Raw genomic sequence first — 14,371 nt, 5'->3', positions numbered from 1 at the left:
ACAAGTTAATTTTTTTAATATTGAAATGATTTCAGAAAAGATCAAGCTTTTAGAATCCTTTAAGCAAAACCAATTCTCTAAATTAATTGAAAAAATTAATGCAAAAATTCTTGCGACTTTAAAAAGTGGACATTTCAATCTAAGGCTGGCCCCCTACCTGGAAAAAATGAATAAAGAAGGGGTTCCATTCACCGATTTTGATCTTGACCCTGAAAATATTTCGCAAATCAAGAAACTGATTAACGCCCTTTACCATGCCCGTTTAGCTTTCCTGGATTTAGAGAATATTGATATACGGAACATCAAACGAACTCTCCCTGATCTCAAATTACTTTATAGCAATACGATTCACCAAGCGTATCAAGCCGGTTATCTAATCACTAACCTGGATGTTGATTTGCAGGAAATGTTCAAGGAAGAGATTGATCTGATTATTCCTGTCATTGGACAATTACAAGCCTTTGCTGGGGAACACCAAGAGTGCGCCAAGCAATTAGCAGAATCGTTGAAGGATTTTCCTATAAGTTATAAAGCAGGGGAAGTTACCGGAATTGCCTTAGAACAAATGCAACCGAGAACAGGAGATTGGGATTACCAATTCCTCACTCAATTCAGTGCCGTATTACCCGGTTATATAGAGAAATTAACTCAATACATTCAGCAATACTCTTCACAAATCAAAGAAAAAGAGCCTACCCTAAATAATGAAAAGCTGGAAGAGTTGCAAAACGCATCATTAAAATTACTGAATGACCTGGAACATTTGAAAGGAAATGACTTTTTCATATCCCTTAAAGTTTTAAAATACATTCACATTATCCGTAATATCATCACATTGGCGACGAGCTCTGTTGAGCAAATGGGACATTTCAGCCATTCATCCCAGGATGTCATTCGTGATAATTTGGCTCAATTAAAATATGTTGTGTTACCTACTTTATTTGGGTTAGTAGATAAAATTGAAGACAATGCCATGCTCAAGCCTGGCACATTGTCTATTCCTTTAATGGAAAAAATCAAACCTCTATACCAACTTTTAATTTATTACGCATCCAAACCAGTCAATTTCAAAGAAAAAGGAGAAGAGCTCCTAAGTATTGAGGATTCCCGTTTTCTTGCTTTAAGACTGGAAAGAACATATCAACGAATTGATGAAGCGAACAAAGCCCTTTTTAAAATTCAAAAAGCGCAAGAAGCCTTAGATAACTTTTATAAAATATTGGATGAGCCCCCTTATAACAACCAGCCCATACATCAATTACCGACTGAAATTAAAAAACAACTGATTACCCATTACAAAATAATCAGTCCTTATATGATGGATGTGGATCCTGATCTCAATATTTTGTTGATCGATAGCCTGCAAAGCCCGGAATCCTGGTCTTCTTATTTAACAAAGCCGTGGCGCTGGTTAAGAGGCACACTCCCGGCTGATCATGCCCGTTTTGTTTTCGCACAACAGGAAGCATTACAAACTTTAATTAGCAAAAAGAAAGCAACCCAGCAATTTCATATCGAGTTGAATAGAGACCTCATCGAATCTGTCCATAAACAAACAAATCTGGTTTTATTCCCTTATAGTGAAAAAACAAACGTCTTCCTGATTGATGAATCAAAAGCATTAAGCCCTGCCAATGGCACTACTGAGAAACTAAAATTCAGGTCGGAGAAAGGACATAATTTACTAATTAATCCCGAAGATTTAACATCCGAACAGGCTCTTGATCTCTACCAATGGTATAGAAACAAACGTGAAAAATTCAGAGTTGCCAGTAAAGCTTATAATGAATTTATTACTTTATTAAAAAAACAAACCAAAACAATCGCTGAAACAGAAGGAAGGATTCTTCATTTAAATAATCTTGATAAAGAGACCAAGACTCGCTGCCGTAATTTATACAATGTATTTCAACCCTATTTTATCGACGGGATACCCCCTGAACTTAGAGCTTCTGCAATAAGTTTTGACAAATTTTTAGTGCATTCCTTTTCTGATGAGTCATCCGCCTATTCTGCTCCGGCAGTTGACCTCTTTGAAAAACTGGATGAACATTTTCAAATTTATTTTACAGAAGTTGATTTACAATGGAGTAAAAAAAGTAATCAATATTTAAAATGGGCCCAGGAAAAATTTGCCAGTGAAAACGACTCGACCGAACTTGAACATGATGAAATACTGGAAAGTAGAGCCCATCATTTAATAAAACATACTAATTTCTCTAAATACATACATGAGTTCAGAACTGAGTTAAATCAAATCATTTCATTATTTAATAATGCAATGAAAGCACAATTAAAACAACAACCCAACGGAATCCCTTACCCCGAATTGCAAGATAAAAATAAAGAGCTTGCCCAGAGCGCACAGGTTATCGCAATAAAACGCATATTCAACAGTCTTTATCATGTTGAAAAAATTGTTGTTGAACTGGAAAAGCTGGACACCAGAAGTTATGAAAGCGTCTATGTCTTTCATTTAATACAAGCGTATGATCACATTAATAAAATTAAGAAATTAGCACTAAAACTCGCTGTGGATCCTCATTTTAAACTCATAGCAAGCGAGTTACTGGAAAAAGCGCAAACGCTTATTGCAACAATACAAGAACACAGTGATGCGTATCAGGTGTCACCATTAGAAGTACCTTATAACCATGATATTAAATACAATGCCCTTTGGTATACACTCAATGCTTTTTATATTTCACCCAAACATATTAGAAGTTTAAGAAATACCAATTATCTCACGACAGAAGAGCTCAATGACTTACACCTAAAGGCAAAGAAAGCAACAGTTACTGTAGAAAATATCATTAAAAGTTCAAACTCCTATTTCAAGTTATTCTTACAAACGCCTGCCATGTATTCTCTCTATAGAGAAATGACGAATAAACTGAATGAATTCATTAGCACATCACATGACGCCGTAATGAATAATCTGGATCAATTCCGCTCCAAGATTTTCACCCCCATGCTGATGGAAGCTGATGCATGGGAAGATAAACTAGGCTTGGCACCAGGCACTATCTCAGGGCCATTAAAAACAATAACGGATGAATATTATAAAGGCCTGTTACATCCTTTAGCTCTGCATTCCAAAGCCCATATTCGAATGATATGTGATAAAACACCAATAGATCAAAGAATAAAAACAACTCATAAAAAACTCGAAAATGCAACACAACATTTGGATAAAATAGAAAAAAACTATAAACATATCATCAAGTTATATGAAATTATTAAAACAAAAGGTGGTAAAACCACTGATGATGAATTAATCGAAACTTATAAAAAAGCTCTGTACAAATTGGTAAAATTACAAAAGCGATTACCAGAGAATACAGATCCAGATCCTAAGGATTATGAATTAGACACTCTTTTAAATTCAGAACTGAAAGAGTATGAACCTAAATTAAAGCTCATTAAGCCTCTCATTATCGCAAGTTACCATCATTACGAGGGCTTAAAAGCCACCTATCTTATGAAGGCAAATACTGCCAAGGAAAAACTGAACTATCTTAAAGAATTAAGATCGACTCAGGAACAAGAAGATCTCCTTTATATAGAAGAATACACTACAGAATCATTTAATAAACAATTAGATGCCTTCTGCAACCGTCATATAGGCTTACAATACACTGACAAGGAATATCGCACAAAACTTAGAGAATATTTAATAACCTTCAAAGAAAGTATTATTCAAAACGCAAAATTCGCAGAAGATATTAATTTAACTATAAAAAATTTGCTAAAGGAAAAAATTAAAAATTTTGAAAGAGATAATTTTGAGAAATATTATCACCTTGATGCCGTAAGAGTCGCTTTAGCCCAATTTAAAAACTACTTTAGTCTTTCCACCGCAGCCATCGAGCAAAATAATTCGACATTTGAAAGCGAAGAAACGCTGGCGAAAAAAACAGAGCTCATCAATAAACTGGTTGATATCAGTGAAGATGGAACTCTTACGCCAAAAGAACGTGTCGACCAAATATCTTTCCATGTTAAAAATCCTAATTTTGAAAGAATCATCATGGATTACAAACATGAAAGTTATTTTAGTTTTACCTATTTAAAACAATGCTTCTTATCCTTATTGGAAGCGCTTTGCCTGTACACTCCGGAAAGAAGAAAACTATTTAATAATTTGGAAAGCTCTGTAAAAACCCAGCCCAAAATCAATGAGCTGACCAAGCGATTTGGATTATTTGCTGGCAATGAGTCGGCCATGTCTACAGAGTCCGGGGCGCTTACGTCAGTTTCCTCTGTTGAAAACAATGGGACACTAGAGTTAAATCCATTAGCGCCATCAGTATAAAAATATTTGACTTAATCTTTCAATCTACCATAAACATATCTAGGCATTGAATGTGATAGTTTCTTGTAATGCGACTCCAATAAATTTCTCTATTTCATCAAAATGCTCCAAACTCTCTGGATTTGCCAACAAAGTGTTGTAGCCTAGTTCCTGCACAGGATCGCGGTATTCTTGAATGTCATCGACCAGTAAAATCGATTCATTAGGTAAATAACTGTATTTTTCATGATGCACTGATTGAATAACCTGAGCCTTTGTCGTCATTTCCTTTCGAACAAGTTGTCCCTCTTCCATTATCATTTTACTGATAAAAAACAGAGAGTCCTTTTTAAATCCGCCAATACCAGGATGAAAGCCATCGACGCTTGCAATAAAATCAGTCATTAAATCAACACAAGATTGAAGATCAGGACGTCCGCTCAAAAAGTACAAAGCAATATCAGCGTGAATAGCAAACTGTACTAAACGTCTAAATTTTTCCTTATCCAGGTGGGAAGCGCCAATTGACCCATCAGGCTGAATATCATATTCTCCATTTGCCTTCCTTGCAGGAAGAGCAACAGTGCCGTCAAAATCAAGAAAAATAACTTTTTCAGGCAAATGTCCTAAGTCCTTCTTTAGAAATAATAATGAATACATTTTTTCCTCCTGACAATTCAATGTTTCTATTCATTCAAAATATTGTGGAGATTATCAATATCGACTTGTCAGCGTATCTGATTAGGTAAATCGAAACAAGGTAACTTATCATCTCTTCAACAGGAAATATTTTCTGCCTTTCCCAGAAATAATTTGTAGAACAGGTTTTTTCAAAAAACAAAAGAACAAGGTGATTGTTTAATAATCATTGATTCCCTATAATTCGATTTCCTGAATAACAATAAGAAGGTCTTTTCATATGAAAAAATGGACGGTACTGGCAGCAAGTAGCCTTTTAATGATGAATGCATACGCCAATGAATCATTCTGTGGATACAAAGATTTTTTCCATTTGAGTGATAAAACTCACCCTGGAATTTATGTAGTTAGTGGTTATAATGATTCAGATGTCGTATTACAAATAGTTGGCCCACGCAGTTTTGTAATCAGAGATGGTTTTGATTGTCGAGCAGGCTATGCTCATGTGACCGTAGCCTATGACAATGCCAATTGGTGTGTACTTGATATTAATGACGGTCCATTTATGAACCATCCTGTCGTCAGCGCTTCCTGCAATGGTCTTCGTTATATCAATACCACCTATGATGGTTTTGGAAGTTACTCCTATTCTATCAATCTTGAATAAAAGTAACGTGAGTTATGGATAAGGATTATATAAGAAGCAGCTGATACTAGGGTCCGTTTGAGCTGAGGAGATGCATAAGTATCATCTCGAAGCCTTGGCACGAAACATTAAATTCCATACAAGGCTTCGAGACGGCATAAATGCTCCCTCAGCCCAAACGATTCAAGATAACGACCTGTCTTATCCATAACTCATTTAAAAGTAATTAGTCCAGAAGCTGCCCCTGAGACGCAAGAGAAATAAAATTGTATTCTCTTATGTCATACTTGCTGTAATCAAATCCAATAATTTTAATTGACTCTTAGCTCTTACTAGCCTAACGATTTTGATTTAATCTGATTTTTACCTGCTTTTTTTGCTTGATAAAGTGTTTTATCAGCAGCAGTGATGGCACTTTGTTGATCAATGATATGCAAAGAGTCAATACTTATAACTCCCATGCTTAACGACACATTTTTATAGTGATTTTTTTGGTTAAACCGCTTTTGAATAGTAATACAAAAAGTTGTCACTTCATTGGGTGGCATATTAATAAGAATAGCAGCATATTCATCTCCACCAATTCGAAACATGCTATCGCCGGAGCGCCGCAATGTTTGTTTCAGGATGTTTGCCACATGAATTAAAAAACTGTCGCCTGCAGAATGCCCGAAGGTATCATTAATATACTTGAAATTGTCTATGTCAATGAAAACCAGGCTGATAGGATATCTATTACGTTTCGCTCTGCTTAACTCATTGTTGAACATCATATCAAAATGACGACGGTTAAATAAGCCGGTCAATGAATCGGTTATAGATAATATCCTCACTTTGGAAAGCAATTTTGAATTTAATCTTGCTGTTATTAACACTATGATCAAAAAAAGCGAATACATGACAGCAAGAATTGTTTTATCATACTGAAATAAATACAAATTGTAGGCAATAATTGGGACATTCATTGGCAATACATAAGCATAATAGGCTGGAAGATAAATTGATAAAGAAGCGATAGCACCTGTCGATAAACCTCCCAGAATGAGTACAAAAATCAACTCATTTGTATTATTTAAATAAGGAACAAAAATAAAGTAGCTCAAACTCCAGGCCAGCCCCATGAAAAAACTGAGTAGTAAAAAACCAATTAAAGACTGTTTTCCTTTTGTAATGTATCGCTCTTTACTGATTATAATTTTGCTGGCTATCCAGCGAATCACACTTAAAATTAAAATGAGAAAAAAACAGATTATAGCCAGTTTGATTGGAGCTGCGTTCGTATAGATAAAATCCAAAGCAAGCACTATCACTGCCAGGATATTGAATGGGATAGTTCTTAAAGATCCCTCCAACAATGACAAAAAGGCTTCAAGTTCCAATGAAGACCGCTTCTGTTGATGCATAATTAAGTCAAACCCCAAGCACCTTCATTATAATTGCAAGTATAGCCTATTTTATTTAGTTACTCTTAACCAGCAGCAAATAACCATGACCGACAAACTGATCCAATTAATATATTCGGGTTAAAGACACTGTGGGCAAATACCATATATATTTAACGCATGATCTGTCATTTTAAAATGAGCACGCTCTGCAATAGCTTTTTGTCTTTGCTCTATTATTTCATCGACAAATTCTTCTACTCGTCCACACTTAACACAAACAAGATGGTCATGATGCTCGCCCTGGGACAACTCAAATACCGAATATCCACCTTCAAAATTATGCCTCGATACTAATCCCGCTGCTTCAAATTGGGTAAGAACTCTATACACAGTAGCTAAACCAACATCCTCACCCGATTCCAACAAGGCCTTGTAGACTGCTTCTGCGCTCAAATGGTGATCCCTTGATTGCTCCAATATTTGTAATACCTTGATACGAGGTAATGTGATTTTTAATCCAGCGTCTTTTAACTGTTGACTTTCTTCCACTTGTGCTCCTTAAATGTAATGAATTCCGAATTTTAATCATTATTTCTGCAAAATTAGACTAATAATTAGTATCAGCACTTAAAGTTATTTTCATGCGCTTAAAAACCATTAACGACTTTAAAACTTAGTCTAGTCCAACAATGACAAATACCAAATTCCACACGATGACAGGTGCCTTTCAATAAATGACATGTTATTATGGCGAAATTTTTCATGGTAGGCAAAAAAATGCGAATAATAACCTTTTTTATTTGTTTCATTTTAACATTAACCTTAACCCAATGTGCATCATATGACTTCTCAAGACGCATTACTCAGCAAGGTAATTTGTTGCCTCAATCAAAAATTGCCCGATTAAAAATAGGTATGAGTAAAAATGACGTTGCAATCTTGATGGGTACCAGTTTAATGAGCCCAACATTTAATAATGATCGCTGGGACTATGCGTACACCTGGAGACGAGGAAAAGGTAACATGGAAATTCGTAATGTTGTTTTATATTTTTCCAGAGGTTCTCTGACAAGAATAGAACATAAGCCGTAATTTAGTCTCTCTCCTTGTCTAAGTGATTAGATAAGGAGAGAGTTAAGTGTAACTAATGCTCCTCTATTTTTTTGATTGAGCTAACTTACGACGCTTTTCTTTGGGGTCGAGTATTAATGGCCTATAAATCTCAATTCTGTCTCCTTCTTTCAATACCAGGTCCATAGAAACCTGCTTTCCGTAAACTCCTATAGGTAATCCCTTCGTTTCAGGACAAGTAGAATAAATATTTGATTCAATTAATGCCTCTTCAACCGTAGCACCCTGTTTTAAATCCATTTTGTAATGCAAGCAATTTTCAGAATTCGCTATATAGACTAATTCAACCTTTACCATAAATGACCTCGGCTCTTTCGCAAAATGCGTCAACCATTTTATCGGTTATCTGATCAAATATAGGACCAAGAAGCATGGAAAATATTTTCCCTGCAAACTCAAACTCCAAATCAAAAGAAATTCTGCACCCGTTTCCTTCCTCATCAAAACGCCAAAATCCTTCCAAATGACTAAATGGGCCATCAACCAGACGAATTTCAATCATTTTATTAGTTTGCAATCGATTACGAGTAGTGAATGACTTACTCATTCCAGCAGCTGCTATCACCAAGGTTGCCTGGACTTCATCATTGTCACGATGAAGTATTTTACTTTCTGCGCAATAAGGTAAAAACTCGGAATAATGTTCAACATCATTAACCAGTCCATACATTTGTTCACAAGAATAGGGTACTGTTCGTGACCTTTTTACTATTGTCATTGTAAAACTCCTTGAACCTGCTTATTAAGCCAAAGGCTAAGATCTTTAATTTCTTCAAAACATATTGAATGTTCCATAGGGTATTGATGAAAGGAGACTTCATTATACCCCTTAGCCAGGAGCCAATCCTTGCTTTGTTGTGTCCATTTTGGCAGAACTAAAGGATCAAATTGTCCTGTTCCCATAAAAATGGGGGTATTCTTATCAAGTTGCGGCTTATTATGCTTAACCAAGGGCAAATAAGCGGATAATGCAATAACCCCTCCTAATCGATCAGTCATATGAAGAGCTGTGTGCAACGCCATAGCCCCTCCTTGAGAAAAGCCAGCTAAAAAAATTTGATGTGGCCTAAAACCAAAATTATATTGAGCGTCAACCACCTTGCGGATTAATGATTCAGACTCTTCGACTCCTGCCTTATCTTCCTCATCGACCAAATCTAATCCATAAATATCATACCACGCAGGCATAACCATTCCTCCATTCAGAGTAACTGGTCTTCGAGGAGCATCAAGAAACACATGCCTTAAAACCGCATCTTCTATCATTAGCTGATCAGCTAAACCCATCATATCAGAGGCATCAGCTCCCAATCCATGCATCCATATAACACAAGCTTGTGCCTTCTCTAAAGGTTCCTTCATATAAACGCTCAAAGCAAATTCTCCACAAAAAAACATAAATTATCGCCAATGCAATAGAGCAGTGCAAGTTTAGCACTCAAAAATATATTGAACAAATTGTAAGCATATTGAATGAAGAAAATAATAATAACTATTGATCTTTTTTGTGTAAAATTTTATCATTATGTTTGTTTTATAGATTGACCGGTGTATGAATATTTTGTTTTTAGCAAGAAAGCTGGCTTCTGACTACGGATTCATTGAGCAAATCCAGCAAAGCCAAAATAGAAAACAAATGAATTATCGCTTCTATACACCCCGGCCTGATCTGAATAGCCCGTATACAAACAGCTTATATGGAAGTGTTAGTCAAGGCGTCATTTCAAAAAATATGACTTTCATGTACTGGTATAGGGATGGAAAAAATAGTTACGTCATTGAGTCTACAAAGAAAATACCAAAAAAAGAACTTGCTGTTTTACATCAATTGCTCATGGATAATCAACACTCTTTAGAAGAGATACTCGAGGCATCCAATAATAGAGAGCTTTCTTTTCAAACACGCCATGCTTAAGAATTACCTCACAACAGACACAAAATACAGAGTAAGCTCTCTGCCCATCTTAACCAAGCTTAAAATATTCTCATGCAAAATAATAAAAAGAATGAATCATTGAGTTTCAAAACAAATCTCATATAATGAAAATTTAACTCTATAATAGTATTTGATGAGACACATTTATTTCGCTTTATTATTCATTGTTGTCACTATGGCTTCTTTATGTTTGTCAGCTTGTGGACAAAAGGGACCGTTGTATTTACCTGAGCCAGAAAAGAAGGCAACCGCTAATAACTAGAGATATTCTATGGGAATAAAATTTACTAAAATGCATGGTTTAGGCAATGATTTTATTGTACTGGATGGGATCAGCCAATCTATACAATTAACTCCCGAGCATATACAAAGACTAGCCAATCGCCATACCGGTATTGGGTTTGACCAATGTTTACTAATTGAACCCAGTCAAAACGAAGAGATTGATTTTAATTATCGAATCTTTAACGCCAATGGACAAGAGGTAGGACAATGCGGCAATGGAGCGCGATGCATAGCCCTTTTTGCCAAGTATTATGGTTTAACAGCAAAAAATAAATTAACAGTAGCAACTAAAACCACGCTCATGGATTTAATCATCAATGAGGACAACAGCGTGAGTGTCAATATGGGTGTTCCTAAACTAGCCCCAGATGAAATCCCTTTTCTTGCAGATGAACAATCACCAGAATATTCACTTGAATTAAATAATAACAATACAGTTAATCTTCACGCAATAAGTGTTGGTAACCCTCATGCTGTATTGTTGGTTAGAGATGTAGAAACAGCCCCTGTAAGCAGTTTGGGGCAACAAATTAGTCTTCACCCACAATTCCCAGAGCAAGTCAACGTTGGATTTATGCAAATCATTAATCATGAAAAAATCAATTTACGCGTCTACGAAAGAGGCTGTGGTGAAACAATTGCTTGCGGTAGTGGTGCCGTTGCTGCTGCAGCAATAGGACGTTTGTTTTACAATCTGTCAGATAAAATAACCGTTCATTTACCAGGAGGGGATTTGTTTATCCAATGGCCTTGTCACACTGCTCCCATTCTATTAACTGGACCTGCTGCTTTTGTGTATGAAGCCACATTACTTTCATAACAAAATTCACAAAATTAAAACAAGTATTGAATTTTTTTTTCAAACAGTTATTCTGAATTAATCCACAAGTATAAAACAGGACTTACGAAAAACGCCAAGGTCAAGGCAAAATATGTTTTTAATGAGGGAGTTTAGATAAACTAACTGACTGAATTAAAAATCAGTTTTTAACGAAGAGATTGAGGGGGCGTAAATCCTGTAAAAATTACATCGGGAGAATTTGTGAATATTATATTCCCTGGCTTAACATGAACGAAATGGGTAATAAGGTTGATAGAGTAGTTTTGACATTTCGGTCAAGGAGGATCAAGTGGTTGATTTTGATAAACCTATCTCAAAAAATGACATTCTCACCAGCTTATTAATAATCGCAGATTTAAACAAACCATCTCTAAATCAAACTATTTCCTGGGAGCAAGCTCTCAAATCATTTTTATCACTTGATGATCCACTTATTAAAACAGAAATATTTATAAAATGGCTCAGTCAATTAAATCCTGATCAACTTCAATCCTCCACAGAGATATCTTTGCTTTTGAAACACCTTGCCGAGCAAAAGTTGCTCCCCTACACTCTCAAAAAGATATTGATTCAACAAGAAAACTTCTCTACCTCACAAATCAATTGGCTTTGTGATCATTGTCTTATAGTTGCACCCGATCAAACGACCTTACCTGACATTATTAAACTCAGCTCATGGAGCTGGCTGGAGAATCATATGAAAAGAAATGAACTATTAAATTTTGATTTATTAAAAATAGCCATCTTAAATAAGGATTATTTAGCCAGCATCAACAATACCAAAGAAAGTCAGCTCGATTTTATCTATGCGTTAAACGCTAATAAATTTAACTACCAGCAAATACTGGAATTAATTGCTTTAGCACAGGACAGCCAGATTAAATCATTATTAATTACCTGTCTATTAAGCAAAAAGGAGTACTTGGACAATTTAAAAGGCGAATCATTTCTAGCCCATTTAAGTCAAAGTGAATTTCACGCTCCCCCTAGGCTTAATGCTTTAATTCATCAATTAAACCTAAATTGTTTGACTGTGGGGCAAATAGAACTTCTCCAACCTGAGGCATGCGTTACTCTGCTCTGTTCTATCCCTCATTTTCATCAATTGTCAGAAAAGCAAGTTGAAAAAATACTACTTAAATATCCAAAGCCTGACATGATTGCTTATTGGCTACATCATTATTCATTAAAGCCAAACGCACATTTTATTTTAGCCCATTTAATGAACTTGGTAGATGTTCATGTTGTAGACGAACTTAATAAAATGGACCCTACAAAAAAGGAATCCATCATTATGAATATGGTTGAACATCTCGAACTGTTTGATCCAACTCATCCTCTTTTGATCAACCAAAATGAAGAGAAACGACTAATTTCTGCTATTCAACGCTATCTCTATGGCCAACATCATGACGCATATGTCACTTACATCAAGTTGTTGGTTTATAAATTACTAAACCGTAATTACCAATTCTCACCTCAAGCGATGCAGCTCCTAATTTGTTTAAATAATCTCGAAGAATTTAAAGAGCTCAATAATAAAATTGCTTATCTGACCAATTACTACCTGCGAGCATCAGCACAATCCGGTGATTCAAGCTTGTTTTATAATGATTCTCGCATAAACATCACCAGCATGACACAACTAGTCCAGTTAGCCGCAAAATTTCCAACTAAATCAAAAGAAAAAAGTCTTTTAAGCAGTCTCTTCTGTGGCATCAAATTAAGCGAAATCTCTGTAATTACACCCACCAATGATATACCTGAGCATCCTTTAGTTAATAAATTAATAAAAGGCAAGAGAACAGTTAAATCGATAGATTATTTCTTAATGCATTTTAAAGGCGACAAGCAACTGCTTTCCAGGATCATTAATGATTATTTAGCTTACTATGTTCAAGAGGGATGCACTGAAATGCATCGACGTTCGATATACCATTTAATTGTTCTCATGTCTTTAAGTGATATATCAGCTTCTGTGAGAGATGCCATATTTACAGCTTTTTTAAACTACCCTGAATTACATGATGAGCAAATTAGTTTCTCGTTATTTGTCTATGATGCCAAAAAAACTATCCAGCATTTTGGAGCCCAAGGGAGCGAAGATAGTTATACCAGAATTATCGAATTATGCGAGGGAGCTCTAAAAAAATTAAATCCCAATAAGCACAAGGAAATTATCAGTATAGCCACTCAAGCTTTAACTGAGGCAAAACTCGAGTTAAGTTTTGGTGAAAGTACCGGATTTATTGCTCAACTGATTACAAGAGTGAAACGATGTTGGTATTATGGCTGGACTGGTTTTTTTTTCCCAAACCCACCTACCTTTGTTGCAACAATTGACACTCCAATAAAGCAAAACGAAAAAAAAGAACCCAGCTCTCTTCAACAAAGAAAATATTTCACTACAAAACTTGAAACAAATCTGTCGATTATCCTCGATGATATAAAATCAGGTTACACCCAACAAAAACTTAATGAATTAATCGAAGCATTGAATATCTTTTCACTGCAGCACAATCCCAAAAATGAGCTTAAAATCCGCCAAAAGCTTCATCGCTTATTCCACAATCTGTTATTAGAAAGCAAAAGCGACTTAACATTGGATGCCTGGCTTTTAAAAAATCAACAACTCTTAATCGCGAATCGTTTTCGTTTATTAGAAATGCTATTAATGAAAGGAGCCCGCAATGAAGCGGAATTTTTACTTAAAGAATTCGATGAAGACTCCACTCATTTCAGCGCTATCAGCAAAGAGTTTACTCATTCTTTACCTGAGCAAAATCCGTTTAAGAGTGAATCGGTTTCTTCAAATCAAACTCCGGCGGCAACCATACTGGATACTGCTAATGAGTTGGCTACCAGCTTAAAAAGCACATTAGGCAACTTGGGCGTATTTTTTAGCAACAACATCATGGCAGCTATTTATCCAAATAATAAACCTGCTCCTCAATCGACAGCAACGATGGTTTCACCTTGATTAATTTTCCGGCTGCCTTCTACAGCCGGATTGTTGCATTTATAACAAGTCGATAGCATATAAGACATAATCATTAGTAACATTCCCTCTACCAAACTCTCTCACGCGAAGGACATCATCATATTATTCCAATTCCTCGCACAGGAAGTGGAGGATGTTCTTGATGTAAACTTAAAGATCTGCGCTTGGTCTGGGATTAGGTAGTGTGTAAAAATTTCAGGAACAGTGCCTGTT

At 35.7% G+C, this 14,371-nt stretch carries 13 protein-coding genes; 7 read left to right on the top strand and 6 right to left on the bottom strand.

Going from position 1 to position 14,371, the window contains the following annotated elements; translation table 11 throughout:
- The first annotated feature begins 25 nt into the window (after positions 1–25).
- On the top strand, positions 26–4,315 hold the full coding sequence (sdhA, locus tag EL201_RS02000; RefSeq protein WP_027223456.1) for a Dot/Icm T4SS effector SdhA: 4,290 nt from the start codon (positions 26–28) through the stop codon (positions 4,313–4,315).
- Positions 4,316–4,354: 39 nt separating this feature from the next.
- Here the strand turns inward: sdhA and EL201_RS01995 are convergent, their stop codons facing one another.
- A complete protein-coding gene (locus EL201_RS01995; RefSeq protein WP_027223455.1) occupies positions 4,355–4,954 on the bottom strand; it encodes a hypothetical protein in 600 nt (199 codons plus the stop codon).
- A 259-nt stretch (positions 4,955–5,213) separates the two neighbouring features.
- Here EL201_RS01995 and EL201_RS01990 point away from each other — a divergent pair, with 259 nt between their 5' ends.
- Entirely contained in the window at positions 5,214–5,600 is a 387-nt protein-coding gene (locus EL201_RS01990; RefSeq protein ID WP_027223454.1) for a hypothetical protein, read from the top strand.
- 311 nt (positions 5,601–5,911) lie between these two features.
- Here the strand turns inward: EL201_RS01990 and EL201_RS15620 are convergent, their stop codons facing one another.
- Both EL201_RS15620 and fur read right to left on the bottom strand, forming a co-directional pair.
- On the bottom strand, positions 5,912–6,982 hold the full coding sequence (locus EL201_RS15620) for a GGDEF domain-containing protein (protein ID WP_027223453.1): 1,071 nt from the start codon (positions 6,980–6,982) through the stop codon (positions 5,912–5,914).
- A gap of 120 nt (positions 6,983–7,102) precedes the next feature.
- Positions 7,103–7,513, bottom strand: coding sequence for a ferric iron uptake transcriptional regulator (gene fur / locus EL201_RS01975; RefSeq protein WP_027223452.1), 411 nt, complete (start codon positions 7,511–7,513; stop codon positions 7,103–7,105).
- A gap of 198 nt (positions 7,514–7,711) precedes the next feature.
- Between fur and EL201_RS01970 the strand changes: the two genes are divergently transcribed.
- On the top strand, positions 7,712–8,056 hold the full coding sequence (locus tag EL201_RS01970) for an outer membrane protein assembly factor BamE (protein WP_027223451.1): 345 nt from the start codon (positions 7,712–7,714) through the stop codon (positions 8,054–8,056).
- Positions 8,057–8,119: 63 nt separating this feature from the next.
- Here EL201_RS01970 and EL201_RS01965 read toward each other — a convergent pair whose 3' ends face one another.
- Genes EL201_RS01965 through EL201_RS01955 form a run of 3 tightly spaced genes read right to left on the bottom strand, consistent with a single transcriptional unit; the run spans position 8,120 to position 9,457 of the window.
- A complete protein-coding gene (locus tag EL201_RS01965) occupies positions 8,120–8,392 on the bottom strand; it encodes an RnfH family protein (RefSeq protein ID WP_027223450.1) in 273 nt (90 codons plus the stop codon).
- Entirely contained in the window at positions 8,379–8,813 is a 435-nt protein-coding gene (locus EL201_RS01960; protein ID WP_027223449.1) for a type II toxin-antitoxin system RatA family toxin, read from the bottom strand. Before EL201_RS01960 ends, EL201_RS01965 begins: the two co-directional genes overlap by 14 nt.
- Positions 8,810–9,457 (bottom strand): alpha/beta hydrolase, encoded by a 648-nt coding sequence (locus EL201_RS01955; protein ID WP_027223448.1) that lies wholly within the window; start codon positions 9,455–9,457, stop codon positions 8,810–8,812. Before EL201_RS01955 ends, EL201_RS01960 begins: the two co-directional genes overlap by 4 nt.
- A gap of 190 nt (positions 9,458–9,647) precedes the next feature.
- Between EL201_RS01955 and EL201_RS01950 the strand changes: the two genes are divergently transcribed.
- From EL201_RS01950 to EL201_RS01935, 4 genes are all read left to right on the top strand, one after another.
- Complete coding sequence (locus EL201_RS01950) at positions 9,648–10,010, top strand: hypothetical protein (protein ID WP_027223447.1); 363 nt, start codon at positions 9,648–9,650, stop codon at positions 10,008–10,010.
- 154 nt (positions 10,011–10,164) lie between these two features.
- Complete coding sequence (gene lptM / locus EL201_RS01945) at positions 10,165–10,293, top strand: LPS translocon maturation chaperone LptM (protein ID WP_080273277.1); 129 nt, start codon at positions 10,165–10,167, stop codon at positions 10,291–10,293.
- A gap of 9 nt (positions 10,294–10,302) precedes the next feature.
- Positions 10,303–11,136, top strand: coding sequence for a diaminopimelate epimerase (gene dapF, locus EL201_RS01940; protein ID WP_027223446.1), 834 nt, complete (start codon positions 10,303–10,305; stop codon positions 11,134–11,136).
- 310 nt (positions 11,137–11,446) lie between these two features.
- Positions 11,447–14,137, top strand: a complete 2,691-nt coding sequence (locus tag EL201_RS01935; RefSeq protein ID WP_027223445.1) for a hypothetical protein — start codon at positions 11,447–11,449, stop codon at positions 14,135–14,137.
- Positions 14,138–14,371 lie beyond the last annotated feature (234 nt).

The sequence above is a fragment of the Legionella pneumophila subsp. pascullei genome, from assembly GCF_900637585.1.
In the GTDB taxonomy this organism is placed as follows: Bacteria; Pseudomonadota; Gammaproteobacteria; order Legionellales; family Legionellaceae; genus Legionella; species Legionella pascullei.
This window is presented reverse-complemented; position numbering and strand designations above follow the sequence as displayed.

Excerpts from the sequence above, each read along its gene's own strand:
- sdhA (WP_027223456.1), top strand. The coding sequence starts at position 26 with ATGATTTCAGAAAAGATCAAGCTTTTAGAATCCTTTAAGCAAAACCAA.
- EL201_RS01995 (WP_027223455.1), bottom strand. The coding sequence starts at position 4,954 with ATGTATTCATTATTATTTCTAAAGAAGGACTTAGGACATTTGCCTGAA.
- EL201_RS01990 (WP_027223454.1), top strand. The coding sequence starts at position 5,214 with ATGAAAAAATGGACGGTACTGGCAGCAAGTAGCCTTTTAATGATGAAT.
- EL201_RS15620 (WP_027223453.1), bottom strand. The coding sequence starts at position 6,982 with ATGCATCAACAGAAGCGGTCTTCATTGGAACTTGAAGCCTTTTTGTCA.
- EL201_RS01970 (WP_027223451.1), top strand. The coding sequence starts at position 7,712 with ATGGCGAAATTTTTCATGGTAGGCAAAAAAATGCGAATAATAACCTTT.
- EL201_RS01965 (WP_027223450.1), bottom strand. The coding sequence starts at position 8,392 with ATGGTAAAGGTTGAATTAGTCTATATAGCGAATTCTGAAAATTGCTTG.
- EL201_RS01960 (WP_027223449.1), bottom strand. The coding sequence starts at position 8,813 with ATGACAATAGTAAAAAGGTCACGAACAGTACCCTATTCTTGTGAACAA.
- EL201_RS01955 (WP_027223448.1), bottom strand. The coding sequence starts at position 9,457 with ATGAAGGAACCTTTAGAGAAGGCACAAGCTTGTGTTATATGGATGCAT.
- EL201_RS01950 (WP_027223447.1), top strand. The coding sequence starts at position 9,648 with ATGAATATTTTGTTTTTAGCAAGAAAGCTGGCTTCTGACTACGGATTC.
- lptM (WP_080273277.1), top strand. The coding sequence starts at position 10,165 with ATGAGACACATTTATTTCGCTTTATTATTCATTGTTGTCACTATGGCT.
- dapF (WP_027223446.1), top strand. The coding sequence starts at position 10,303 with ATGGGAATAAAATTTACTAAAATGCATGGTTTAGGCAATGATTTTATT.